Source organism: Nonomuraea sp. NPDC050536 (assembly GCF_044457685.1).
GTDB lineage: Bacteria > Actinomycetota > Actinomycetes > Streptosporangiales > Streptosporangiaceae > Nonomuraea.
In genome coordinates, this window is record NZ_JBITHD010000016.1 from 44,669 (window position 1) to 68,658 (window position 23,990).

Genomic DNA, 23,990 nt, shown 5'->3' on the forward strand with positions numbered 1-23,990 from the left:
CGCCGCCCGCTCTGATGCCGGGCCGTTGCCGTCCTGACACGGCCGCTGACACGGCAGCGCATGGTCGGCGGTAGTGGTGATGGTGATGGTGAACGACACGACCAGGTCAGCCGGTGCGGAGTCATCCCGTGATCGGGGAGATCCACTCGATGAGCTGGATCGCCACACCGTTGGGGTCGGTGAGTTGCATCAGCAGCTCACCCCACGGCTCCCGCCGGAGCGGGATGGTGGCGGTGGCGCCTTCACCGTGCAGCCGCTCGTAGGCTCTGCGTCAACCCCTGATGCACCTGGCGCAGGTCGTCGCGGAGCTGCTCACCCATCGGCGTGAGCCCTACATTGCGGCGGTCACGGGCGAAGAGCTCGACGCCGATGGGACCGTTCCTGTTTCTTGATCGCCTTGCTGACCGCCGCCACGGAGACGTGCAGCCGCTCTGCCATACGGCCGAAGTGCAGCTCCTGGGCAAGAGTCAAGAAGATCTCGATGTCGCGCAGCTCCACAGGGCACTCTCCCCACCCCCGAGTCACCCTGAAGGTCAAACCGGTTGAAATAGCTCATTTGCCGGGCAAGTCTGACATAAGTATCAAGGTCGGGTCACCGCCGTACGTGCCGGACAGCCGCCGCGAACTGCCGCATCACTCCCAGGCAGAACTCGCCCCTGGGCACCTCGAGCACCCGCAGCGCCACCCCGTGGTCCACCGCGACCACCAGGGTCACCGCAACCAGCAGCACCCACCAGCCGCAGAACGCCGCCACCCGCGCGGGCAGGGGCAACTCGGCGAACGGTTTGAAGGGTTACGGCAAAGCCGCAGCCACGCGCCGCCCGCCGCACTTCGGCTGAGGGCCTGCGACCGGCACTGCCGGCGAGTCGGGGACGCTCGCTCGCCGCCAAGCAGCACGGGATCCCGCCACCTCTGGCGCTCCTGCCCGCCGTACAGTGCAGCAGCGCCTCGAATTCCTGGGCTGAAGTCGCGCACGCCGGCTGTGCAGAAGCAGACGCCCCGTGTAGAGGTCCTGGGCAACGTTCTACAGTTGGGCCATGCCTCGTTTCCGCGCGATCCTGGACACAATGCCCGCCTACAAGCCGGGCAAGGCCGTCGTCAGCCCCGATGGGCGCTCCTACAAGCTCTCCTCGAACGAATCGCCCTACGATCCGCTGCCGTCCGTGGTCGAGGCGATCGCGGACGCGGCGCGGCAGATCAACCGGTACCCGGACGCCGGCGCGCTGAAGCTGACCGAGGCCATCGCCGAGCGGTTCGGGGTGCCGGAGAGCCACATCGCGCTGGGCGCCGGCTCGGTGACGGTGGCGCAGCAGCTGTTCGAGACCATCGGCGAGCCGGGCGCCGAGGTGATCTACGCGTGGCGGTCGTTCGAGGCGTACCCGCTGCTGGCCGACCTGGCGGGCGTCACCTCCGTCAAGGTCCCGCTCAAGGACGAGGAGCACGACCTGGGCGCGATGGCCGAGGCCATCACCGACAGGACCCGCATGATCTTCGTCTGCAACCCCAACAACCCGACCGGCACCAGCATCCGCCGCGACGACCTGGTGCGCTTCCTCGACCGGGTGCCGGACAACGTGCTCGTGGTGCTCGACGAGGCCTACCGCGAGTACGTGCGCGACGCCGACGTGCCCGACGGGCTCGAGCTGTACCGTGACCGGCCCAACGTGTGCGTGCTGCGCACGTTCTCCAAGGCCTACGGGCTGGCCGGGCTGCGGGTCGGGTTCGTGGTCGGCCACGAGCCGGTGGCGGCCACCGTACGCAAGACGATCATCCCGTTCGCGGTGAACTCCATCGCCCAGGCGGCGGCGATCGCATCGCTGAAGGCCGAGGACGAGCTGCTCGAGCGGGTCGACGCGGTGGTCAAGGAGCGCACCCGCGTGCGGGAGGCGCTGATCTCCCAGGGCTGGACGGTCCCGTCCACGGATGCGAACTTCGTCTGGCTGCGCCTCGGCGACGACACGCTCGACTTCGCCGCGGCCTGCGCGGTCGAGGGCGTCGCTGTCCGCCCGTTCGCGGGCGAGGGCGCCCGCGTCTCGATCGGCGACCCCGAGGCCAACGACACCTTCCTGACGGCCGCCGCGGCCTTCAAGAAGCGCTGAGCGGTACGGCGAGCCCCGCTGCCCAGAGCGGGGCGCTCAGGCCATCTCGTGGCTTGCGACCTTGCCGAGTGAGGTCTTCTTCTTCCTCTTGCGTTCGGTCGAGACCACCAGGACGACGCCCGCCACGATCACCAGACCGCCGATGATCATGCGGGTGGTGACCTCTTCGTTCAGGACCAGCACGCCCAGGAGCACCGCGACCACCGGGTTGACGTAGGCATAGGTGGACACCAGTGAGATGGGCGCGTTGCCGAGCAGCCACGAGTACGCGGTGAAGGCCACCAGCGAGCCGAAGACGACCAGGTAGGCCAGCGCCACCCACGACCTGGTCGACACCGCCGCCAGGTCGAGCCGCTCGTGCGTGGCCAGGCCGATCACCACCAGCCCGGCGCCGCCTGCCAGCATCTCGATCGTGCTGGCCGCGAACGAGTCCGACGGCATCGGGATCCGCGCCGACAGGAACGACCCCAGCGACCACGACACGGCCGCGATCAGCACCACCGCGATGTCGCCCGGGCTCGCCTGCCCGCCGGAGCCCAGCGAGAGGGCGGCCACGCCGCAGAACCCGACGAGCACGCCGGCCAGCGTCAGCACCTGCGGCCGGTCCCTGACCACGAGCCGCATCACCACCAGGCACAGCGGCACCGAGGCGATCAGCAGCGCCGCCAGCCCGCTCGGCATGTGCTTCTCCGCCACCGACAGCAGCCCGTTGCCGGTGGTCAGCAGCAGCAACCCGACCAGCGCGGCGCCGAAGAACTGCCGCCCGGTCATGCGGAACGGCGTCCACCCCTTGTGGATCAACCGGATCACCGCGAGCACCGCCGCCGCGATCAGGAACCGCAGCGCCCCGCCCAGCAGCGCGGGCAGCGTCTCCACCGCGATCCGGATGCCCAGGTAGGTGGAGCCCCACACCACGTAGACGATGGCCAGCGCCCCCCAGACGAGGAACGTGGCGCGGCGGTCAGTGGTGTTCGATGTCATGGCTCCTTACCATAGCCGTCCGCATAGTGAGACCACCTGCGGGTATCGGACGGCGAGGTGGCGGGATCTTAGCGCTGTACGGCTTTCGCGCCACTGTTGGCTCTAGCTGGGGAAATGTCAGGATTCTGGCATCGTAACCGACATGAGAGGAGCCCCGATGTCCGCCGTCACCGCGGTACCCGCCGCAGCCAACGCCGATGCCGTCGCGCACTTCGCCGCCCGCCTGGCCTTCGAGACCGACGTGTCCGACGTGGCGGCCGATCTGGCGGCGGGCGCGCCCGGCGTCGTGGTGGTCGACTCGCGCAGCAAGGAGTCGTGGGACCAGGGCCACATCGAGGGTGCCGTCCACCTGCCCACCGCCGAGATCGCCACCCGCGCGCGCGACCTCGTCCCGCAGGACGTGACCGTGGTGACCTACTGCTGGGGCCCCGGCTGCAACGGCGCCACCCGCGCCGCCCTGGAATTCGCCCGCCTGGGCTTCCGCGTCAAGGAGATGCTGGGCGGCTTCGAATACTGGGCGCGCGAGGGATTCACCGTCGAGACCGCCTCGGGCGTCACCAGAAACCCCGTGGACGCGCTGACGGCTCCCGTCTCGGGAATCGCCTGCGCCTGCTAGAAGCTGGCGCCCCCGTCCGAAACACGTCGATCGGGGGCGAAGAAAAACATACCCCTAACCACGGCCGTCAACCAATAACTTCACCGCACCTAACTCCAACATGTCACCACCAGACCCCCATAAACCCCCCACCCCCACCACCCCAAACCCCCCACCCGACCAACACAACACAGCCCACCCACCCAACAAGAACAACCCACCCAAAGAGCCCAAGAAACGCCCCACCCGAACGGCTCAGCCCATCCCCCGCGCGGCCAAGAAGCATCCCACCCGAACGGCTCAGCACATCTCCGGGTCATGGAGCATCCCGGCCAGGCGGCGGCTAAGCACCTCGCCCGGGCGGCCTCGGAGCGTCCCGCCCTGGGCAGCTCGGCACATCGCCCGGGCGGCCAAGGAAGTATCCCGCCCAGGCGGCCAAGATCGGAGTCGTGGCGGTGGGCAAGCGTCACCGACTCGCCAGAAGCGCCGGTCACAGGCCCCGAGCCGGAGTGCGGCGGGCGGCCGTAGGGGCGGCCCGCCGTAAAAAAATGAAGCAAGTGAAGTGGTGGTCCGCCGTCCTGGAAGGGGAAGGGGACGGCGGACCGGATCGTGGGCGGTCAGCGGGGGCCGAGTTTCTCCACGATGAGACGGTAGAGCTGGCGCGGCCGCCCGGGCTGGGGAGTCCGGTTCGGCGGGAGCGGCCACGCGAGTCCCTCGTCAACCAGCGTGCGCAGCAACCGCCTAGCCGTCCGAGGCGTGACCCCGAGCATCTTCCCCGCGCCCTCGGCATCGACCACCGTGTCGCCGCCCTCCAGCTTGGCCGCGAGCCTGGCCAGCACTTCCACGCCCTTGGGTTTGAGCGTGGTGGCGCCCGCCGGCGGCATCCTGGGCGCTGGGATGAGCGCCCGGCCCTCCCTGTCTACGGCGAAGCCCTGCGCCTGCTTGCCCGCCTGGCTACGGGCCAGCGCGGCCCTGGCGTGCGACTCGGCGTCGTGCGTCGTGCGGCCCATGCCCACGCCCACCTCGACCGCCAGCCCCAGCTCGTCGCGGATCCTGGCCGCGAACGGCAGCACGCGGAACCCGTCCGTCGCGGCGGCGATCGAGCCCCTGGTCGCGGTGACCAGGTAGCTGTGGTCGTCGATCGGCCAGACCGTGGCGTTGATCCGGTTGGCCTCCTGGACCAGCAGCCGGTGCAGCGACAGGCGCAGCTCGTCGCGCCAGTAGCGGGGCGCGGCGCGGCGCACGGGCTCGCGCAGCGTCGGCACCTCCACCAGCACCACGGTGAGCTGCGACTCCTCCAGCCGGTGATGCGCGCCGAGCAGCGCCGCCGTGTGCAGCGCGCTGCGCACCGCCGCCGAGGTAGGCCTGATGCGGATGACGGGCACGCCCGCCGCCTGCAGGCGTTCCCCCACCTGGGGCAGACACGTCAGCGCGCCGGTGGTGGCGCCCTGGCGGGCCAGCCGTTCGTGGAAGGCGGCGATCGTCCCGGTGGCGCCGGGTTCGTCGCGGCTGTGCACGTCCGTGGCGGCGATGCCGAGATCGGTGTACGCCTCCTCGACATCGGCACGCGAGACCACGTCGATGCTGACCCGCTGTGGATCGATCCGCGCGTCCAATGCTGCCTTGGCCAGCGCCGCCACCAGTGCCGCCCCGCCGAGCTGCACGTAGGTCGCGGGCATGGTGAGCACGCCCGATCGCCTGGCCAGGTCGTAGGGGACCGGGCTGGCGAACAGGCACGCGTCCACGCCGGGACCGAGCCGTGTCACCTTGTCCGGCGCCTCCTGCTCGTCGCGGTAGGCGGCTGCCACCAGGCGGCAGGGCAGGGGCGCCGCGGCGTGGCCCATCAGCATGACGCGCTCGACAAGGTCGTGCGGTCCGACCACGCCGATAGTGAGGTCCGGTGTCATGGCGCCCGGGCGTGACACTCGGGGAGTTTCTTCGGCCCTCTCGACCAATGTTCGTCCCATCCTGCCGTCCGTTTACGGTGCGAATGGTGGAGTCCGCCGCACCCTCCCGCAGACGGGGTGCGGCATCTACACCATGCTCTCTTTTGGAACGATCGCTCGCGGGGGCCGTAATGTCACGCCCGACTTTTCCGGAAAGCCGTTCTGGTTGGCCGCCCAGGAAGGTATTTCAGCAGCTCAGCGGGGTTTTCCCGGTGTTTTTCAGTGCCCGGAAATCTCTCTCGTAATGTCCGCTCCGAGTGCCCGCATTCGATCGGCGAGGTAGGCGTGGCCGCGGTCGATGAGATAACCCGACTCGATGACCGTCTCACCATTGGCCGCCAGTCCCGCCAGCACCAGAGCTATCCCGGAACGCAGATCGTGCGCGGTGACCCGGGTGCCGTTCAGCGGGGTGGCGCCGCGCACCACAGCCCGGCTGCCTTCGACCTCCACGTCGGCGCCCATCTTGTTGAGCTCTCCCGCCAGCGCGAAGCGGCCGTCGAAGATGCGCTCGTGGATGTAGCTGGTGCCGTCGGCCAGCGCCGCCACGGTCATCATCGGCGACTGCAGGTCGGTGGCGAAGCCGGGATAGGTGTCGGTGATGATGTTGATCGGGCGCAGCGGCCGGTCGCAGCGCACGTGCAGCACCGCGCCCTGCCGGGCGAAGTCGACGCCCATCTGCTCCAGCTTGTAGCGGACGACGCCCAGGTCCAGGCCGGTGCCGACGAGGCTGACGTCGCCGCCGGTGATCGCCGCGGCCATCGCGAACACGCCGGCGTCCAGCCGGTCGGGCATCACGGTGTGCTCGACGGCGTGCAGCTCGTCCACGCCCTCTACGGTGATGAAGCCGGTGCCGCCACCGCTGATCTTCGCGCCCATCTTGGTGAGCATGTCGATGACGTCGAGCACCTCGGGCTCGAGCGCCGCGTTCTCGATCACGGTGGTGCCCTTGGCCAGGGCGGCGGCCATGATGAGGTTCTCGGTGCCGGTGTGCGAGGGGGTGTCGAGGTAGAGCGTGGCGCCGGTCAGGCCGGAGGCCTTGACGTGGATGACGGTCTCCCCCTCGTCCACGATCGCGCCCAGCCGCTTGTAGCCCAGGTAGTGGAAGTCGAGGTTGCGGCTGCCGAGATTGCAACCGCCCACCCCCTCCACGATCGCCTCACCCAGCCGGTGCAGCAGGGCCGGGGTGAACAGCACGGAACCGCGGAAGCGCCGGGCGATCTCGGCCGGCAGCACCGGGCTACTGAGCCTGGAGGCGTCGATCACCAGCGTCCGCTCGGACTCGTGCAGCTCGACGTGGGCCCCGATCGCCTGGGCCAGTTCCACGGCGCGGCGGACGTCCTCGATGATCGGTACGTTGCGCAGGACTGTGCGGCCGCGGGAGGCGAGCAGAGCCGCACCGATCATGGGCAACACGGCGTTCTTCGCGCCCTGGATGAAGGCGGTTCCACGCAAAGCGTTGCCACCGCGCACGCGGTAACGGACCATTCGTGCGGCTCCTAGAAACGTATCGGTCAGGCTCGAACGGGCCAACAGTAGCCGCTAACCACACCTGACCCAGCCGATTCATCGGCTAAAGGGGACCCCCGTGAGCCGCTCGTACGCTTCCAGGTAACGGTCCCTCGTACGCCTGACCACTTCGTCGGGAAGCGACGGCGGAGGAGTTCCTCCGGATTTGTCCCATCCGGATTCGGGTGAAGTCAGCCAATCGCGGACGAACTGCTTGTCAAAGGAAGGCTGCGCATGCCCCGGCTCCCATTGGTCGGCGGGCCAGAACCGGGAGGAGTCAGGGGTGAGGACCTCGTCGGCCAGCGTGAGTACGCCGTGGGAATCCCAGCCCAGCTCGATCTTGGTGTCGGCCAGGATGATGCCCCGCGCGAGGGCGATCTCGGCGCCGCGCGTGTAGACCTCCAGCGTGATTCGCCGCAGCTCCTCGGCGGCCTTCCCCTGGGAGGCCTCGACCTCCTCGAAGGAGATGGGCTCGTCGTGCTCGCCCACGGGCGCCTTGGTGCTCGGTGTGAAGATCGGCTCGGGCAGCCGCGAGCCGTCCTCCAGGCCGGGAGGCAGCTCGACGCCCGACACGCGGCCCGTCGCGCGGTATTCAGCCAGTCCGCCGCCGGTCAGGTAGCCGCGGGCCACGCACTCGACGGGCACCATCTGCAGCGACTTGCAGATCACGCTGCGAGAGTCGGGCCCCTTGCGGATGATGTGGTTGGGCACGACGTCCGCGAGCTGCTCGAACCACCACAGGGACAGCTGCGTGAGGATGGCGCCCTTGTCCGGGATGCCAGGCTCCAGGACGTAGTCGAAGGCGGAGATCCGGTCCGAGGCGACCATCAGCAGGTCGCCCTCGTCGGTGGAGTAGAGGTCGCGTACCTTGCCGGAGTGCAGGTGTTTCATCGGGCGATGTCCGTCCTGTAGTGCGAGCCGCGCAGGCTGATCCTCGACACCAGGTCGTAGGCGTTCCGCCGGGCGGTCTCCTGGTCCGGGCCGGTGCCGACGACGCTCAGCACCCGCCCGCCGTTGGCCACGATGTCACTATTGTCCCGCTTTGTCCCTGCGTGGATGACATAGGCGGATTCAGTGGGTTCGAGGCCGGTGATGACGTCGCCCTTGACCGGGTCGCCCGGGTAGTTCTCGGCCGCGATCACCACGGTGACCGCGCACCCGTCGCGGAACGTCGGCGCGTCGGCGAGCGTGCCCGTCGCGCAGGCGTGCAGCAGCCCGCCCAGCGGCGTCTCCAGCCGGTCGAGCACGACCTGCGTCTCGGGGTCGCCGAAGCGCGCGTTGAACTCGATCACCTTCGGCCCCTTGGCCGTGATGGCCAGCCCCACGTAGAGCACTCCCTGGTACGGCAGGCCGCGACCGGCCAGCTCGTCCATCGTGGGACGCACGACCTCCCGCATGACCTGCTCGGTCAGGCCCTCCGGCAGCCACGGCAGCGGCGTGTAGGCGCCCATCCCGCCGGTGTTGGGGCCCCGGTCGCCGTCGTAGGCCCGCTTGAAGTCCTGTGCGGGCTGCAGCGGCACCGCCGTACCGCCGTCGCAGAGCGCGAACAGCGAGACCTCGGGTCCGTCCAGGTACTCCTCGATCACGACGCGCCCGCACACGCGCGCGTGCTCGAGCGCGGCCTCGCGGTCGTCGGTGACGACGACCCCCTTGCCCGCGGCCAGCCCGTCGTCCTTGACCACGTACGGCGGGCCGAAGGCGTCCAGCGCCTGCGCCGCCTCCGCGGCGGTCGTGCACACCCGGGAGTCGGCCGTCGGCACGCCCGCGGCCGTCATGACCTCCTTGGCGAACGCCTTGGAGCCCTCGATCATCGCCGCGTCGCGCGACGGGCCGAAGCAGGCGATGCCCGCCGCCCGCACCGCGTCGGCCACCCCTGCCACCAGCGGCGCCTCGGGCCCCACGACGACGAGGTCGGCGCCGAGCCGCTCGGACAGCGCCGCGACCGCGGCCGGATCGGTGGGGTCGACCGGGTGCAGGGTCGCGACGTCGGCGATGCCCGCGTTGCCCGGGGCGCAGTGGAGCTCGCTGACCTGGGGATCGAGGCTGAGGGAGCGGCACAGGGCGTGCTCGCGCCCGCCGGAGCCGATGACTAGTACGCGCACGAGACCCATTGTTGCAGGCCGCCAACTGCCGGAATGCAGGGCAATCTTTGTGGAGTTCTACCTGATCACAGGGCCAGATGACGAGTATCGTCATGTTGTTCATGTGCCATGTGGTAAGTTAGGGCGGCTTTAGGGCGTCTCTTGTGATTGGAGGTGGTCCGGGATGAAACCTGGTGATCCCAGCAGTACGTGCTCGTTCACGTACGCCCGACACAACCCGACCACTCCAATCGGCAGCCTGATCGTGCCTCCGCGCATTCTGTGAGGTGACCATTCGTCGCGCGCGGAGAGTACCAGGTCGGGCGGAAAGGGACTGCCATGCGCTCGTCCACGCTTTTCCGTCGTATCAACCGTCACCCGGTTCAGTCGCACGCCACGCGTCAGCTCACGTCGCCTGTGCGTGAGGTCTGCGTGCCACCGGTCGACTCCATCGTCGAGTACGGCGCCTACATCGAGGGCAAGAAGGTGTGCGCCCCCGGCATCGTCGAATCCCTCGACCTCGTCCGCGCGCACAACGCCCTCAGCGACGGCACCCCCGCCTTCGTCTGGGTGGGGCTGCACGAGCCGGCCGCGCCGGAGGTCGAGTGGCTGGCCGAGGTCTTCGGACTGCACCCGCTGTCCGTCGAGGACGCCGTCAAGGCCCACCAGCGGCCCAAGGTCGAGCGGTATGGCGACTCAATGTTCATGGTTCTCAAGACAGTCGCCTTCCTCGACCACGACGAGCTGACCGCGACCAGCGAGATCATCGCCACCGGCGAGATCATGGTCTTCCTCGGCGTCGACTTCGTCGTCACCGTGCGCCACGGCGAGCATTGCCCGTTGACCGAGGTCCGCGAGCGGCTGGAGGATCGGCCCGAACTGATGGACCGCGGGCCCGCCGGTGTGCTGCACGCCATCTCCGACCACGTGGTGGACCAGTACCTGCAGGTTGCCGACCTGATGCAGTTGGAGCTCGAGGAGGTCGAGGCCACCGTCTTCGCCGACGTCAGCTCCCGTGACATCAACCGGATCTACCAGCTCAAGCGGGAGATGCTGGACATGAAGCGGGCGGTGACCCCGCTGCAGGCGCCGATGGCCGCGCTGCCGCAGCGCCGGGTGATCCCGTCGGAGATGCGCGAGTACTTCCGCGACGTCGGCGACCACCTGTCCCGGGTGTGCGAGCAGGTGGAGTCCTCCAACGAGCTGTGCAGCTCGATCCTGCAGGCGGCGCTGGCCCGCTCGAACGCGCTGGCCAACGAGGACATGCGGAAGATCTCCTCCTGGGTGGCCATCCTGGCCGTGCCCACGATGATCGCGGGTATCTACGGGATGAACTTCGATTTCATGCCCGAGTTGCACACGATCTGGGGCTACCCGGCGGCCATCGGCGTGATGGTCACCGCGTGTCTGTTGCTGCACCGGGGGTTCCGCCGCAACGGCTGGTTGTAGAGGGCCTCTACACGCCCACGGGCCTGAGCGGGCCGACCGGGTCGGGCAGCGCCAGGCCGCGCTCGCGCCACAGTTCCCGCATCCTGTCGGGGTAGTCGGTGACGATCCCCGCCACGCCCAGGTCGAGCATCCTGCCCGCCAGCGCGACGTCGTTGACGGTCCACACCGCCACGTCCAGCCCGGCCGCGGCCGCCTGAGCCATCAGCTTCTCGTCCACCATGACGTGCTCGGGCGAGAGCGTGGTGCCCCCGGCCTCGCGTGCGGCGGCCGGGATGTCTTCACCCAGGCAGCCGTGCCAGTGCAGCGTGTCGCGCTCGATGAGGGCGAAGCGCCGGGTGCCCGGCGCCAGCCGGGCCGCGTGGCCCAGGATGCGCCAGTCGAAGCTCAGTAGCGCCGCGTTGTCCAGCCGGCCGTGCCGGTCCAGTTCGTCGACCACCATCTCGGTGAACAGGTCGGGGTCGGCGGTCAGCTCGGGCCTGGTCGGATCGGACTTCAGCTCCACGTGCAGCCGGACGCCCTCGGCGTCGTAGGCGTTGACCAGCCCCAGGACCGCGCCGAGTGTGGGCATCCTGGTCTCCGGCATCGCCACCTGGGTCAGCGCGAACGGGTCGTCGGGATGTCGCGGCAGCCGTACGCCCACCTCGAGGGTGCGGAGCTGGGCATAGCTCAGCGAGTTGATCGGCTTGCCCACGTAGGGGTAGTGGGGGTCGCCGGGTGTCAGCGGGCGCGTGTCCGCGCTCGTCACGGCCGAGACCGTGAGGTCATGTGTCAACACCAGGCGCCTGTCGGCGGTGAGCGCGACGTCGAGCTCCAGGGCATGCACCCCGAGCTCCATCGTGCGGCTCAGCCCCGGCAGGGTGTTCTCGGGCCACAGGCCTCTCGCTCCCCGGTGACCGTGAATCTCGACGCGCACACCCGGGACACTACCGAACGGGTCGCGTCATCCCCAGGTGCCACGCCGTGTCCTTTTTGCACCGTTAACCGGTATGTCGGAGCGTTGCCGTAGCCTGTCCGTTATGACGCAGGCTGTCAGGACCGTCCGGCCCGAAACGGTGCGGGCGTGGGTGGCCGGCTGGGTCGTCTCGCGGCAGGCGCCCGCGCCCGTCGAGGAACCCTGGGGCCTGCGCGTGGACGTCGGCCTGCCCGGCCACGTGGCCAGGCACATCCTGCCCAACCCTGACCCGGCGACGCTGCGCCACCTCGCCGAGACCATCACCACACCCGGCACCTGGCTCAAGCTCTGCGCGCCCGTCGGCGCGGTCGCCCCCTACCTGCCTGAGGGCTGGTCCATCCAGGCGCCCGAGTACATGATGACCGCGCCGCTGAAGCGCGAGCCCGTGCGGGTGCCGCCGGAGTACACGATCGCCGTCACCCCCCGGGCCAACGTCACCGTCGCCCGGCTGCTCACCCACGACGGCGAGATCGCCTCGCGCGGCCAGATCGCCATCGCCGGGCGGTACGCGGTCGTCGATCAGGTCGAGACCGCTCCCGCCCACCGCAGGCGCGGGCTGGGGCGCGTGGTGATGATGGCGCTGTCCTCGGCCGCCGCCACCCGCACCGGCCTGCTGGTGGCCACGCCCGAGGGCGCGGCGCTGTACGGCACGCTCGGCTGGACCCACGTCACCGAGGTCACCGCAGCGGTTCTTAGATGATCTTTCTTGGATGATCCTGTACGGCGAGGCCGCCCCACCGGCCGCCCGCCGACGTGCGCTGACGACCCGAGCCCGGCGCTTCCGGCGAGTCGGTGACGCTTGTTCGCCGTAACGCCGCACGGAATCGCCTCCCGCGGTCTCGGGTTTCCCGCCGTACAAGGCGCCGACTTGCGAGACGTCGTACGGCGAAAGTCGGCGCCCTTTACGGCGGGAAACCCGAGACCGCGGAAGGTGGGTTTCGGGCGCCGTTACGGCGACAAACCATCCCCGACTCGCCAGAAGCGCCGGTCACAGGCCCTGAGCCGGAGTACGGCGGGCGGCCGTAGGGGCGGCCCGCCGTACAGAATCCCTAAACGAGTGAACGAACGACCAATGTCTGGTCGCGGCCGGGGCCGACGCCGATGGCGGAGATGGGGGCGCCGCTCATCTCCTCCAGCGTGCGGACGTAGGCACGGGCGTTGGGCGGCAGGTCGTCCAGCGACTTGGCGTCGCTGATGTCCTCCTGCCAACCGGGGAACTCCTCGTAGATCGGCTTGGCGTGGTGGAAGTCGGTCTGCGTCATCGGGATCTCGTCGTGGCGCACCCCGTCGACGTCGTAGGCCACGCAGACCGGGATCCGCTCCAGCCCCGACAGCACGTCCAGCTTGGTGAGGAAGAAGTCCGTCACGCCGTTGATGCGCGTGGCGTAACGGGCGATCACCGCGTCGAACCAGCCGCATCGCCGGTTGCGGCCGGTCGTGACGCCGTACTCGCCGCCGGTCGTGCGCAGCCAATCGCCCATCTCGTCGGTGAGCTCCGTCGGGAACGGGCCCGAGCCCACGCGGGTCGTGTAGGCCTTGAGGATGCCGATGACCTTGGTCAGGCGGTTCGGCGGGATGCCCGAGCCGGAGCAGGCGCCGCCGCTGGTCGGCGAGGACGAGGTGACGAACGGGTAGGTGCCGTGGTCGAGGTCGAGCAGCGTGCCCTGGCCGCCCTCGAGCAGCACGAACTTGCCCTCGTCCAGCGCCTTGCTGAGCACCAGGGACGTGTCGGCGATGTGCGGCTTGAGGCGTTCGGCGTAGCCCAGGTACTCCTCGAGCACCTTCTCCGGTTCGATGCTGCGGCGGTTGTAGATCTTGGTGAGCACCTGGTTCTTCTCGACCAGCGCCGCCTCGATCTTCTTGGCCAGGATGCCCGGGTCGAGCAGGTCCTGCACGCGAACGCCGATGCGGTAGACCTTGTCGCCGTAGGCGGGCCCGATGCCGCGGCCCGTCGTCCCGATCTTGTTCTTGCCCAGGAAGCGCTCGGTGACCTTGTCGATCGCCTTGTGGTGGGGCATGATCAGGTGCGCGTCGGCCGAGATCAGCAGGCGCTCGGCCGAGATGCCGCGGGCGGCCAGGGTGTCGATCTCCTCAAGCAGGACACCGGGGTCGATGACGACACCGTTGCCGATGACCGGGATCACGTGCGGCGACAGGATCCCGGTGGGGAGCAGGTGCAGCGCGTATTTCTGGTCACCGATGACCACGGTGTGACCCGCGTTGTTGCCACCCTGATATCGGACGACGTAGTCGACGTCGCCACCGAGCAGGTCGGTGGCCTTGCCCTTGCCCTCATCGCCCCACTGGGCACCCACGAGTACGGCAGCCGGCATGGTTCTTGTCTCCCGTGCACAAAACGAAAACCCCTGGCGCAAGCGCGACAGGGGCTCTTGCGTAGAGATGCTACCCCACGAGGGCGTTATAGCCGGATTCGCTGCTGTCCTTGAGGAACTGCAGGCACCGTTCGGCCTCATCCTTCTCGCCGATGGCCTGGGCGGCCCTGTGCAGCGCGTACAGGCAGCGCAGGAAGCCCCGGTTCGGCTCGTGCTCCCAGGGGATCGGACCGTGTCCCTTCCAGCCGCTGCGCCGCAGATGGTCCAGCCCGCGGTGGTAGCCGGTGCGGGCGAAGGCGTAGGAGGTCACCGCGTGTCCGTTGGCGAAGTACTCCTCCGCGAGCGCGGCCCACGCCGCCGGGTAGGCGGGGAAACGGGCGGCCACGTCGGCGGCCTTGGCGCCGGATTCGAGCGCCTCTCGGGCTTCGGGCAGGTCCGGCAGATGGGTCGGGGGCGGCCCGGCGAGAAGGTTATCCATAGAAATAGTCATACCCGCCGGGCCACGCCCGTGACTAGGTGATCTTCGTCCCTGCGGACTTGAGGTCCTGGCACGCCCGCACGATGCGGGCGGCCATGCCGGCCTCGGCCGACTTGCCGTACGAGCGCGGGTCGTAGACCTTCTTGTTGCCGACGTCGCCGTCGACCTTGAGCACGCCGTCGTAGTTCTTGAACATGTGGTCGGCGATCGGCCTGGTGAAGGCGTACTGCGTGTCGGTGTCGATGTTCATCTTCACCACGCCGTAGGAGATCGCCTCGTGGATCTCCTCGAGCAGCGAGCCGGACCCGCCGTGGAAGACCAGGTCGAACGGCCTGTCCTTGCCGTACTTGGCCCCGACCGCGTCCTGGATCTCCTTCAGTACGGCCGGCCGCAGCTTGACGTGGCCCGGCTTGTAGACGCCGTGCACGTTGCCGAACGTGGCGGCCAGCATGTACCGGCCCTTGTCGCCCAGGCCCACGGCCTCGGCGGTGGCCAGCGCGTCCTCCGGCGTGGTGTAGAGCTTCTCGTTGATCTCTCCGACGACGCCGTCCTCCTCGCCGCCGACGACGCCGATCTCCATCTCCATGACGATGTTGGCGCGGTGGCACTTGTCGAGGAGTTCCTTGGCGATCTCCAGGTTCTCCTCCAGCGGCACGGCCGAGCCGTCCCACATGTGCGACTGGAAGATCGGGTCGCCGCCACGCTCCAGGGAGAGCTCGACCAGCGGGCGCATGAACCCGTCGAGCTTGTCCTTCGGGCAGTGGTCGGTGTGCAGGGCCACCGTGACCGGGTAGTTCCTGGCCACGACCCTGGCGTAGTCGGCCAGCGCCACGGCACCGGACACCATGTCCTTGATGGTGGCGCCGGACAGGAACTCGGCGCCGCCGGTGGACACCTGGATGATGCCGTCGCTTTCGGCTTCGGCGAAGCCGCGCAGCGCGGCGTTCAACGTCTGAGAAGAGGTCACGTTGATCGCCGGGTAGGCGAACCCGCCTGCTTTGGCCCGGTCGAGCATCTCGGCGTAGACCTCTGGAGTCGCTATAGGCATGGTCCATCTCTCCCTGAGAAAGTACGGCTTCGCGCAGCCCCAGTATCCCGGGTCCCTACCCGCCGTGGTAGGCACAACGCACCTGCTTGATGATCGCGCCCGCTCCGGCGCTCGTCGGCATCGCGCGCTCGTACTCTTCCCTCGAGCTCCTCCGGGTAGAGTCACGGCGTGGACTGGCTTTCGAACCTGCTCGACCCGACGTGGTGGCTCACGCTGCTCGGCGCCTTCGCGACCGTGGGCACGCTGGCCATCATCTTCGCCGAGACAGGCCTGCTCATCGGGTTCTTCCTGCCCGGTGACTCGCTCCTGGTCGCCGCGGGTATCTTCAGCTCCGCGGCCGCCGCGAAGGGGATCGGCATCGAGCCGCTGTCCTTCCCCCTGCTGCTCATCGGCGCGCCGCTGTGTGCGATCGCCGGTGCCCAGCTCGGCCATCTCATCGGGGTGAAGGTGGGGCGAAGGCTGTTCGACAAGCCTGACTCGCGGCTGTTCAAGCGCGAGTACGTGGAAAAGGCCGAGCACTTCTTCGTCAAGTTCGGCCCCGCCAGGGCGGTGACCATCGCCCGCTTCGTGCCGATCGTGCGCACGTTCATGAACCCGGTTGCCGGCGTGCTGGAGATGCCCGCCCGCAGGTTCTTCCTCTGGAACGCGGTCGGCGGCGTGCTGTGGGTCGAGAGCATGCTGCTCATCGGCCACTTCCTGGGCAACCAGGTGGACCCCGCGAAGATCGACAAGTACATCCTGCCCGGTGTCTTCATCATCGTGGCGATCTCGCTGATCCCGATCATCGTCGAGGTCGTCAAGAGCCGGAAGGCGGGCAAGAAGCCGCCCACGCCGACGGGCAAGCATCACAGGGTCACGGACACTCACCGATAAGGGTTACTGGCGGGTACGCTCCCTCTGTGGGACGCCACAGGTCAGATCCGATGGGCCTCGCCCGCCTCGCGCTCGTCGTCCTGGCGGTCGCCGGCCTCGTGACGCTCCTGGTCATCGGTGGGCGGGCGCTGATCAGCACGCTCGACACGCGGCAGACGCCCGCGGCCGAGCCCTCCTCAGCCGCGCCCTCGACCAGCGCCCAGGTGCCGACGGTCCGCATCGAGTGCGTGGCCGACACCTGCCCGCTGGTCACCGTCCGCGTGCCCGGCGGTGACGTGCTGCAGTATCGCGACATGAGCAGGGGCGAGGAGGTCAGCTACTTCGACCCCGAGCTCGACGTGGTGCTCAGCGACGCGGGCACCGTCCGCGTCACGGTGAACGGCAAGCAGCGGGCGGAGGGCAAGCCCGGCGCCCGCGAGGCGTTCACAGTTCGAGGTCGTTGAGGGTGTAGGCGTAGCGGTACTCCAGGCCCTGCTCGGCCAGCCGCGGCGCGGCGCCGCGCTCCACGATGGTCACCACCGCCACCACCTCGGCCCCCGCCTCGCGCAGCGCCTCGACGGCGGTCAGCACCGAGCCGCCCGTGGTGGAGGTGTCCTCCAGGGCCAGCACGCGCCGCCCCTGGACGTCGGGACCCTCGATCCTGCGCTGCAGCCCGTGCACCTTCTGCGCCTTGCGCACCACGAACGCGTCCAGCGTCCGCCCGCGCGCCGACGCCGTGTGCAGCATCGCCGCCGCCACCGGGTCGGCGCCCAGCGTCAGGCCGCCCACCGCGTCGTAGTCGAGGTCCTCGGTCAGGTCGAGCAGCACCTTGCCCACCAGCGGCGCGGCCACGCCGTCCAGGGTGATCCTGCGCAGGTCGACGTAGTAGTCGGCCTCCTTGCCCGACGACAGCACCACCTTGCCGTGCACCACGGCCTTCTTCTTGATCTCTGCCAGCAGATTGTCGCGATCCGTCATGCGCTCAAGCTTAGGGTCCGCACCAGCGTGAGGGCCTGCCCGTATGCCTCGGGCAGCGTCCTGACGGTCACCCGCGGGCGCATGCCATACCCGATCCTGGACGTGCGCAGGCGCGCCACCCGTGCGGGCAGCTCGCCGCCGGCGCGGGCGAGCGCGCCGACCCGGGCGGGCGCGAGCACCGCGAGCGTCTCGTCGCCGGTGAACACCTCGCGCAGCGTCGCGGCCAGGCTGAGCATCGCCGCCAGCCGCTCCGCCAGCTCGCCGAGACGCTGGTACGGCTCGGCCACCACGAGCCGGTGCGAGCCGCCGGCCGAACCCCGGTAGAGCTCGCCCAGCCGGGTGCGCAGGTAGGCGGCGGTGACCAGCCCGGTCAGCGGGTCCTCGCAGGCGAGATCGGCCATCGGCGCGAAGCTCGCCTCGGTCCAGCCCGTGGCGAATGAGCGCACCGCCGCGAACGGCGGCTCGCCCCTGTCCAGCGCCGTGAACAGCGCGGCCAGGTCCGTCATGCCCTCGGCGATGCCCACGCCGGCGCGGGCGCGGGCACCGCCCAGCGCCAGGCACGCACGGGAAAGGTCGTGGCCCCTGTTCACGGCCTTGATCGCGTGCTCGACGGCGGGCGTCCACCAGTCCTCGGGCATGGACCAACCGGCCGCCAGGCTCCTCGCGCGCCACCGCGCCAGCAAAGATCCAGGAATGTCCTTGTCCATCTGTCCTCCGAAGGGGATTCCGAAGGTAAAGACGGCGCTTCGGTTTAGTCATGACGCGGAATGCGGAATGATTCCGCGGGGCAACCCCGCGTAATCGTGAGGTCACTATGAGTGTCGAATCGCCGCAAAGCGACGCAGATCTGCTCGAAGCCGTACGAGGTGGAAACGCTGCCGCCTACGGCGAGCTCTACGAGCGGCACGTGGCAGCCGCGCGTTCCATGGCCAGGCAGCTCGTCAGGGGCGAGTCCGAGGTCGAGGACGTGGTGGCGGAGGCGTTCACCAAGATCCTGGATCTGGTCGGCCGTGGCGGCGGGCCGGAGTCGGGCTTCCGCACGTACCTGTTGACCGTGGTGCGCAGGACCGTCTACGACCGGACCCGGGTGGAGAGCCGGCAGGTGACCACCGGCGAGATCGAGGAGTACGACCCCGGGGTCCCCTTCGTCGACCCCGCCCTGGCCGGGCTGGAGAGGTCGCTGATCGCCAGGGCGTTCCTGTCGCTGCCCGAGCGGTGGCGGGCCGTGCTCTGGCACACCGAGGTGGAGAACGCCAAGCCCGCCGCCATCGCGCCGCTGCTCGGCCTGTCGGCCAACGGCGTGGCCGCGCTGGCCTACCGCGCCAGGGAAGGACTGCGCCAGGCCTACCTGCAGATGCACCTGGCCACCTCGCCGCAGCAGGACTGCACGCCCACCCTCGGCCTGATGGGCGCCTACGTGCGGGGCGGGCTGGCCAAGCGCGACATCAAGGCCGTCGACAACCACGTGAACGGCTGCGACGAGTGCCACTCCGTGCTGCTCGAGCTGACCGACGTCAACGGCGGCCTGCGCGTCATCGTCGGCCCGCTCATCGCCGGGCCGGTCGTCGCCGGATACACCGCGGCCGTCATCAAGACCGGCGGGGCGTCCGGGCTGCTGCACGCGCTCGGCTGGATCAAGCGGGCGCCGAAGCACCAGCAGGTCGCCGTGGCGGGCGGCACCGCGGTCGCCGTCGCCGCCGCGGCGGTGCTCATGCTGGTGTCCGGCAAGGAGCCGATGCGCAAGCCGGCCCCCACGCCCCCCGTCGCGCTGCCCCCCGTCACGCAGGAGCCACCGCTCGCCAAGCCCTCCAGGAAGCCGACCAAGCGGGTGGTGCCGCCGCCCTCGCTGAACGGGAAGCCGGCCCCGAAGCCCGCCAAGGCCCATCTGCGCGCCACGATCGACCCGCTGGGCGCGCTGGTGCGGGCCCGGCCGGGCATCGTCGGGATGCGCCTGCGCAACGCGGGCAAGGGGCCGAGCAAGGACCTCGAGGCGGAGATCGCGCTGCCGCCGGGCGTCACCCTGCTCGCCTCGGGCAGCCGCGGCAGCGGTGTGGCCATGGTCGAGCCGGTCGGCACCGTCGACGGCTGGTCCTGCCGCCCGGCCCCGGTGGGCGCGCTCTGCGCCAGGGGACCACTGGGCGCGGGCCAGGGCACGGCGGTGTTCCTGCGCGTCCAGGTGTCGTCCGCCGCCCCCGAGGGTGCCGGTCCCGCGGTGCGGATCACCGCGGGCGGCGTGCGGGCGCAGGCCCAGGCCGCCCAGGGCGTGCGGTCGGCGGGCGCGCCGGCCAGGTTCGCCGCCGACGGCAAGGTGGTCGTCAGCTCGATCGGCAACTCGCTGCTGACCTGCCCGGCCGACCGCGCCGGGTGCGCGGAGACGCTCCAGCGCCAGGGCGACCGCCGCGACAACGACCTGTGGCCGATGGTCCGCCGCGACCAGGACCACGACGCGCACACCGCCGCCTCCAGTGCCGCCCGGCTCGAGCTGCCCAAGGGCGGCCAGGTCGTGTGGGCGGGGCTCTTCTGGTCGGCCAGCGTCACGGCGGCGGGCCCGATCAAGATCAAGGCGCCGGGCCACAGGAGGTACCTGGTCATCCGGCCTACCGAGGTGAAGGTGCGCGACCTGCCGGTGGGCCCCGGCTACCAGGCCTACGCCGACGTCACCGCACTGGTCGGTACGGCCCGCCGCAAGGGCACGTGGTGGGCGGCCGACGCACCCATGACCCCCGGGGTGTCGCAGCACGCCGGGTGGAGCCTGGTGGTCATCGCGACCGACCCGGCGCAGCCGTACAGCCAGGCGGTCGTGCTCGACACGGCCACCGTCGTCGGCGGCGCGCACTCCACGGTGGAGTTGCCGCTCGGCGGGCTGATCCCGGCGGCCTCGCCCGCGCGGGTGGAGCTCGTGACGTGGGAGGGCGACGCCGACCTCAAGGGCGACAAGGTCTCGCTCGGCACCGGGCCGCTCACGCCCGCCGGGGGAGACAAGGACCCGCGGGACGTCTTCGACGGCTCTTCCGACGGGGTATCGGAGATGACGTTCGGTGTCGACGTGGACACGTTCAGTGCGATGCTGGGTGCCACGCCGAGGCTGTCGATCGTGACCAAGAAGGACGTGGTGCTGCTCGGAGTCGCCGCTGTGAGCGTGCAAGCACGCTCGTGACCATAACGGGACAAACTGGTACGGTCTGCCTATCTGGTCTGGCGTAACGTCGCGCGAGGGGGGAATCGTCGGGATTAACCCTCGCACGATCACCTGCTTCATTACCCTGAGAGAGGGCCGCCGAGTCCGGCTCTGACGGTGCAGAGCCAGCAAGGCCGGACCACCAAGAAAGGGGCGGTGTCAGTGGATCGCTGCGCGCTGTTCGTGGACGCTGGCTATCTGCTGGCCGACGGCGCGATGGCCGTGCATGGGACCCGCCATCGTGAAGCCGTCTCCTGGGACTACCCCGGCCTGCTGCAGCTGCTGACCAACCTTTCGCGCGAGCGCGCCGGGCTGCCGCTGCTGCGCTGCTACTGGTACGAGGCGACCGTCGAGGGCCGCCGGACGCCCGAGCACGACGCGCTGGCCGACATCCCCGGGCTCAAGCTGCGCCTGTCGCGCATCAGGCCCGGCCGCCGCGAGGGCGTGGACGCGCAGGTCCACCGTGACCTGATGACGCTGGCCCGCAACAGCGCGATCTGCGACGCGGTCGTGGTCAGCGGCGACGAGGACCTGGCCCAGGTCGTCTGCGACGCCCAGGACCTCGGCATCAGGGTGACCGTCGTGCACATCACCGCCGACGGCAGCTGGGCCGTCTCGCGCACGCTCAGGCAGGAGAGCGACGACCTCATCGAGATCGGCGGCGGCCACCTGCGGCCGTACGTGAACCTGGTGACCGGCTCGGCCGAATCGGCCAACGGGCACCAGCCGGTCAGCAACGGGCAGGCCGTCCATTCGCTGCCGCCGGTGCCACCGCCGCCGGCTCCGCAACCGCCCAGCGGGGGTCACTCCATCGCCAACGCGCCCACGCAGAGCCAGCCCACCTCCAACGGGCCCGCGCCGACCTCCCGCACCCCGGCCACGCCGCCCGCGCTGCCGTCCTACCCCAGCTACCAGCAGGAGCCCCCCTCGGCGCCGCAGCAGCCCGCCCCGCCGCCCGCCGCGCCCCCCACCGCGCCCCTCACTGGGCCCATCCAGACGCCGTCGGCCTCGCCCTCGACCGGGCAGTTCGCCTCCCCGCCCGGCACCTCCTACGGGCCGTACACCGGGCCGCAGCCCGCGCCCGTCTCGCCGCCGCCCGCGGCCACCGCCGGCGCCACCACGCTCGCGGACGCGGTCAAGGCGGCCCACAGGGAAGGCCACGACTTCGGCGAGTCGGTCGCCCGCGACGCGCCCGCCCTCTGGCTGGAGGCGGTCCTGGCACGCAAACCCCGCATGCCCTCCGACCTGGAGGCCCGCCTCCTCCAAGGATCGTCACTGCCGATCGACTTCCTCCTGCACGACGAGGTCCGCCACGCCCTGCGCCGCGGCTTCTGGGACGCCCTCGAACGCGCCCGCCACTGACCCTCGCGCCTCACCCCCTCCCCCATCGCTCCCACACGCCCATATCCACCCTGCTCTCAGGCGGGGGCGCTCATAGCCAGTCGATCCTCTGATGGTGGAACCGGCCCAGCCCTGCTACGGCGAGCAGGGAACGCCGGGTCACCAGCGGAGGAGAGCGGCGACCGCGCCGTAGTCGGCCAGCTCGGTGGCCGCCTCCCCGGCGAGGATCGTGACCTCCGCGCTGCTCTCCAGCGCCCGCTCGATCATCCGCTCCCCGAGATCGGGCACCTCGACCACCTCGACCCCGTCCGGCGCCTCCTCGGCGGCGTACAGGTACCCGTCGGGTCCGCTGTCCCCGCGCCACTGCCCCGACTCGTCGAGTAGGAGCCGCTCCACGCGCCCCTCGTTGAGCAGGGCGAGCGTCTGGTTCAGCCCCAGCACCCCGCGGCCGCCCGAGAGGGCCGCGTCCTTGGCCCGGCTCACCAGCGCCAGATCCCGCCGGGTCCTGGCCTCGGCCAGCTCGTCGGCCACGTGCCTGACCACCTCGGCCGCCGCCAGGTTGTCGATGATCGAGTCCACCTGGACCACCTCCAGGGGACGCAGCGCGACGGCCATCGTCTCGGTGAGACGCGCGTCACCGACGAGCAGCACGTCGGTCCAGCCCAGCGACTCGCCCCGCCCGGCGATCTCGGCGGCCTGAGCGTACAGGTAGCGGTGCATGTTCTCGTCGATCCTGCGCTGGAACTTGTCGACCTGGAACGCGGCCACCTGAGACCCACCCGGGCTCCCGGGGGAGCGCATGGACCGCCAGTCCTCGTTGTCGCGCTTGAAGGACGAGCGGAAGACGTCCTCCGCTATGCCGTGCCGGTAGTCGACCAGTCGCAGTCCATCCCTGGAGATCACGACGACGCCGGCCGGGGTGCTGGTGGCCATGGCCGTGACCAGCGGCCTCAGGTACGCGGTCGGCTCCAGCATGGCCTTGTCGCCCATCGGGAGCTGCAGCGAGACCTTGCGCACCTCGCCCCCGCTCAGCGGTGCGAACATGGCGCGACCGATCCCGGGCACGCGCGGATCGATGAGCTCGCGGATATCCGGCTCCAGCGACTCCAGCGCGTCCAGCACGAGCTGGCGCCGCTCCCTGTCGCGCCAGGTCGAGACGTGCTCGCGGATGGCCGTCAGCTCGTTGTGGAGCCGGATGTCCCAGGCGGGCCTGGCCGAGGCCTCCTCACGGGGGTCGGCGGTGGCGAACAGGGACAGCACGCCCAGCTCGTCCTTCATCGCGACGAGCTCGCGGAGAATTGCCTGATCGAATACCACGTCGGTTCTCCCTTGCGGTCGGCTCACTGCCGAGCCTAGGGATCGAAATACCCCCAAACGTCACCCCGAACGGACATTTCCCCTGACTTTACGGACCCCGGTCACGCCCGTTGCCCACCCACCCCGATCCGCCGAGCACGCCGCCCGCCGTACAGCCTTGCCGCCGTTCAGGAATCGCACGCCTTGCCCGCCGTACCAGGAGATGTACGGCAGGCCACGGCGTTCACGAGAGCGCGTCGAAGCCGGAACGCAGGTGGGCGATGCGTTCGGCGAGATCCGCCAGCGGGCCCGCCAGCGCGGGATCCTGGGACTTGCGGGCGAGCTCCCGCACCCGCCCCAGCTCGTCCTCCACGGCCGTCAGCCGGCGCGACAGCTCGGGAAGGATCACCCCCTGGTCACCGGCGCCGGGAGGCAGCTCGGCGCTGACCCGGTCGCGCAGCATCGCGGACTGCTCGGTCAGGCGTTTGTTCATGTTGTAGAGCTCGGTGAACACCGACACCTTGGCCCGCAGCACCCACGGGTCGAACGGCTTGGTGAGGTAGTCGACGGCCCCGGCGGCGTAGCCGCGGAAGGCGTAGTCGGGCGCGCTGTCGACGACGGTCAGGAAGATGATCGGGATGTTCCTGGTGCGCTCGCGCCGCTTGATGTGGGCCGCGGTCTCGAAGCCGTCCATGCCGGGCATCCGCACGTCCAGCAGGATCAGCGCGAACTCGGTGTTGAGCAGCGCTTTGAGCGCCTCCTCGCCCGACCGGGCGCGCACCGGCACCAGGTCGAGCGAGCTGAGGATGGCCTCGAGCGCGATGAGGTTCTCTTCGCGGTCGTCGACGAGGAGGATCTTGGCTCGGTCTGGCATCGA

General features: G+C 70.1%; 24 protein-coding genes. 8 read left to right on the forward strand and 16 right to left on the reverse strand.

The genetic code is table 11. The annotated features are described in order from the left end of the window. Positions 1–121 precede the first annotated feature (121 nt). From ACIBHX_RS36105 to ACIBHX_RS36115, 3 genes are all read right to left on the reverse strand, one after another. Positions 122–253 carry a hypothetical protein gene (locus ACIBHX_RS36105; protein ID WP_397072114.1) on the reverse strand — a complete coding sequence of 44 codons (132 nt, stop codon included), beginning with the start codon at positions 251–253 and terminating at the stop codon, positions 122–124. A gap of 92 nt (positions 254–345) precedes the next feature. Next, on the reverse strand, positions 346–498 hold the full coding sequence (locus ACIBHX_RS36110; protein WP_397071921.1) for a LysR family transcriptional regulator: 153 nt from the start codon (positions 496–498) through the stop codon (positions 346–348). Between the two features lie 94 nt (positions 499–592). Then, positions 593–772: a hypothetical protein gene (locus tag ACIBHX_RS36115; RefSeq protein ID WP_397071922.1), complete on the reverse strand. Its 180-nt coding sequence runs from the start codon at positions 770–772 to the stop codon at positions 593–595. 265 nt (positions 773–1,037) lie between these two features. Here ACIBHX_RS36115 and hisC point away from each other — a divergent pair, with 265 nt between their 5' ends. Continuing rightward, a complete protein-coding gene (hisC, locus tag ACIBHX_RS36120) occupies positions 1,038–2,099 on the forward strand; it encodes a histidinol-phosphate transaminase (RefSeq protein ID WP_397071923.1) in 1,062 nt (353 codons plus the stop codon). A gap of 36 nt (positions 2,100–2,135) precedes the next feature. Here hisC and ACIBHX_RS36125 read toward each other — a convergent pair whose 3' ends face one another. Beyond that, on the reverse strand, positions 2,136–3,080 hold the full coding sequence (locus ACIBHX_RS36125) for an EamA family transporter (RefSeq protein ID WP_397071924.1): 945 nt from the start codon (positions 3,078–3,080) through the stop codon (positions 2,136–2,138). A 157-nt stretch (positions 3,081–3,237) separates the two neighbouring features. Here ACIBHX_RS36125 and ACIBHX_RS36130 point away from each other — a divergent pair, with 157 nt between their 5' ends. Further along, positions 3,238–3,696 (forward strand): rhodanese-like domain-containing protein, encoded by a 459-nt coding sequence (locus ACIBHX_RS36130; RefSeq protein WP_397071925.1) that lies wholly within the window; start codon positions 3,238–3,240, stop codon positions 3,694–3,696. A gap of 596 nt (positions 3,697–4,292) precedes the next feature. On the opposite strand, the gene ACIBHX_RS36135 is transcribed toward ACIBHX_RS36130, so the two are convergent. From ACIBHX_RS36135 to purD, 4 genes are all read right to left on the reverse strand, one after another. Further along, complete coding sequence (locus tag ACIBHX_RS36135) at positions 4,293–5,582, reverse strand: transcriptional regulator (protein ID WP_397072115.1); 1,290 nt, start codon at positions 5,580–5,582, stop codon at positions 4,293–4,295. 258 nt (positions 5,583–5,840) lie between these two features. After that, positions 5,841–7,106 (reverse strand): UDP-N-acetylglucosamine 1-carboxyvinyltransferase, encoded by a 1,266-nt coding sequence (gene murA / locus ACIBHX_RS36140; protein ID WP_397071926.1) that lies wholly within the window; start codon positions 7,104–7,106, stop codon positions 5,841–5,843. Positions 7,107–7,184: 78 nt separating this feature from the next. Then, a complete protein-coding gene (locus ACIBHX_RS36145) occupies positions 7,185–8,018 on the reverse strand; it encodes a phosphoribosylaminoimidazolesuccinocarboxamide synthase (RefSeq protein WP_397071927.1) in 834 nt (277 codons plus the stop codon). Then, positions 8,015–9,229, reverse strand: coding sequence for a phosphoribosylamine--glycine ligase (gene purD / locus ACIBHX_RS36150; protein ID WP_397071928.1), 1,215 nt, complete (start codon positions 9,227–9,229; stop codon positions 8,015–8,017). Before purD ends, ACIBHX_RS36145 begins: the two co-directional genes overlap by 4 nt. A 411-nt stretch (positions 9,230–9,640) precedes the next feature. Here purD and corA point away from each other — a divergent pair, with 411 nt between their 5' ends. After that, positions 9,641–10,657 (forward strand): magnesium/cobalt transporter CorA, encoded by a 1,017-nt coding sequence (corA, locus tag ACIBHX_RS36155; RefSeq protein ID WP_397071929.1) that lies wholly within the window; start codon positions 9,641–9,643, stop codon positions 10,655–10,657. Between the two features lie 7 nt (positions 10,658–10,664). Here the strand turns inward: corA and ACIBHX_RS36160 are convergent, their stop codons facing one another. After that, complete coding sequence (locus ACIBHX_RS36160) at positions 10,665–11,570, reverse strand: glycerophosphodiester phosphodiesterase family protein (RefSeq protein ID WP_397071930.1); 906 nt, start codon at positions 11,568–11,570, stop codon at positions 10,665–10,667. Between the two features lie 103 nt (positions 11,571–11,673). On the opposite strand from ACIBHX_RS36160, the gene ACIBHX_RS36165 reads away from it, so the two are divergent. Next, positions 11,674–12,309 (forward strand): GNAT family N-acetyltransferase, encoded by a 636-nt coding sequence (locus ACIBHX_RS36165; RefSeq protein ID WP_397071931.1) that lies wholly within the window; start codon positions 11,674–11,676, stop codon positions 12,307–12,309. Positions 12,310–12,658: 349 nt separating this feature from the next. Here ACIBHX_RS36165 and ACIBHX_RS36170 read toward each other — a convergent pair whose 3' ends face one another. The 3 genes from ACIBHX_RS36170 to fbaA all read right to left on the reverse strand — a co-directional run bounded on the left by ACIBHX_RS36170 (position 12,659) and on the right by fbaA (position 15,468). Then, positions 12,659–13,942, reverse strand: a complete 1,284-nt coding sequence (locus ACIBHX_RS36170; RefSeq protein WP_397071932.1) for an adenylosuccinate synthase — start codon at positions 13,940–13,942, stop codon at positions 12,659–12,661. A 70-nt stretch (positions 13,943–14,012) separates the two neighbouring features. After that, positions 14,013–14,420 carry a DUF3151 domain-containing protein gene (locus tag ACIBHX_RS36175; protein ID WP_397071933.1) on the reverse strand — a complete coding sequence of 136 codons (408 nt, stop codon included), beginning with the start codon at positions 14,418–14,420 and terminating at the stop codon, positions 14,013–14,015. A gap of 34 nt (positions 14,421–14,454) precedes the next feature. Then, the gene (gene fbaA / locus ACIBHX_RS36180) at positions 14,455–15,468 is read right to left on the reverse strand and encodes a class II fructose-bisphosphate aldolase (RefSeq protein ID WP_397071934.1); all 1,014 of its coding nucleotides are present in this window, start codon (positions 15,466–15,468) and stop codon (positions 14,455–14,457) included. Positions 15,469–15,636: 168 nt separating this feature from the next. On the opposite strand from fbaA, the gene ACIBHX_RS36185 reads away from it, so the two are divergent. After that, entirely contained in the window at positions 15,637–16,341 is a 705-nt protein-coding gene (locus tag ACIBHX_RS36185; protein WP_397071935.1) for a DedA family protein, read from the forward strand. 26 nt (positions 16,342–16,367) lie between these two features. Beyond that, on the forward strand, positions 16,368–16,784 hold the full coding sequence (locus ACIBHX_RS36190; RefSeq protein WP_397071936.1) for a hypothetical protein: 417 nt from the start codon (positions 16,368–16,370) through the stop codon (positions 16,782–16,784). On the opposite strand, the gene pyrE is transcribed toward ACIBHX_RS36190, so the two are convergent. Continuing rightward, a complete protein-coding gene (gene pyrE / locus ACIBHX_RS36195; protein WP_397071937.1) occupies positions 16,765–17,298 on the reverse strand; it encodes an orotate phosphoribosyltransferase in 534 nt (177 codons plus the stop codon). The genes ACIBHX_RS36190 and pyrE overlap by 20 nt on opposite strands. Next, a complete protein-coding gene (locus ACIBHX_RS36200) occupies positions 17,295–18,005 on the reverse strand; it encodes a hypothetical protein (protein WP_397071938.1) in 711 nt (236 codons plus the stop codon). The genes pyrE and ACIBHX_RS36200 overlap by 4 nt, the downstream gene beginning before the upstream one ends. A gap of 107 nt (positions 18,006–18,112) precedes the next feature. Here ACIBHX_RS36200 and ACIBHX_RS36205 point away from each other — a divergent pair, with 107 nt between their 5' ends. Continuing rightward, positions 18,113–20,455: a sigma-70 family RNA polymerase sigma factor gene (locus ACIBHX_RS36205; RefSeq protein WP_397071939.1), complete on the forward strand. Its 2,343-nt coding sequence runs from the start codon at positions 18,113–18,115 to the stop codon at positions 20,453–20,455. A gap of 177 nt (positions 20,456–20,632) precedes the next feature. Further along, complete coding sequence (locus tag ACIBHX_RS36210) at positions 20,633–21,838, forward strand: NYN domain-containing protein (RefSeq protein WP_397071940.1); 1,206 nt, start codon at positions 20,633–20,635, stop codon at positions 21,836–21,838. A gap of 138 nt (positions 21,839–21,976) precedes the next feature. On the opposite strand, the gene ACIBHX_RS36215 is transcribed toward ACIBHX_RS36210, so the two are convergent. Both ACIBHX_RS36215 and ACIBHX_RS36220 read right to left on the reverse strand, forming a co-directional pair. After that, positions 21,977–23,134 carry a VLRF1 family aeRF1-type release factor gene (locus ACIBHX_RS36215; RefSeq protein ID WP_397071941.1) on the reverse strand — a complete coding sequence of 386 codons (1,158 nt, stop codon included), beginning with the start codon at positions 23,132–23,134 and terminating at the stop codon, positions 21,977–21,979. A 223-nt stretch (positions 23,135–23,357) separates the two neighbouring features. Then, on the reverse strand, positions 23,358–23,987 hold the full coding sequence (locus tag ACIBHX_RS36220) for a two-component system response regulator (protein WP_397071942.1): 630 nt from the start codon (positions 23,985–23,987) through the stop codon (positions 23,358–23,360). Positions 23,988–23,990 lie beyond the last annotated feature (3 nt).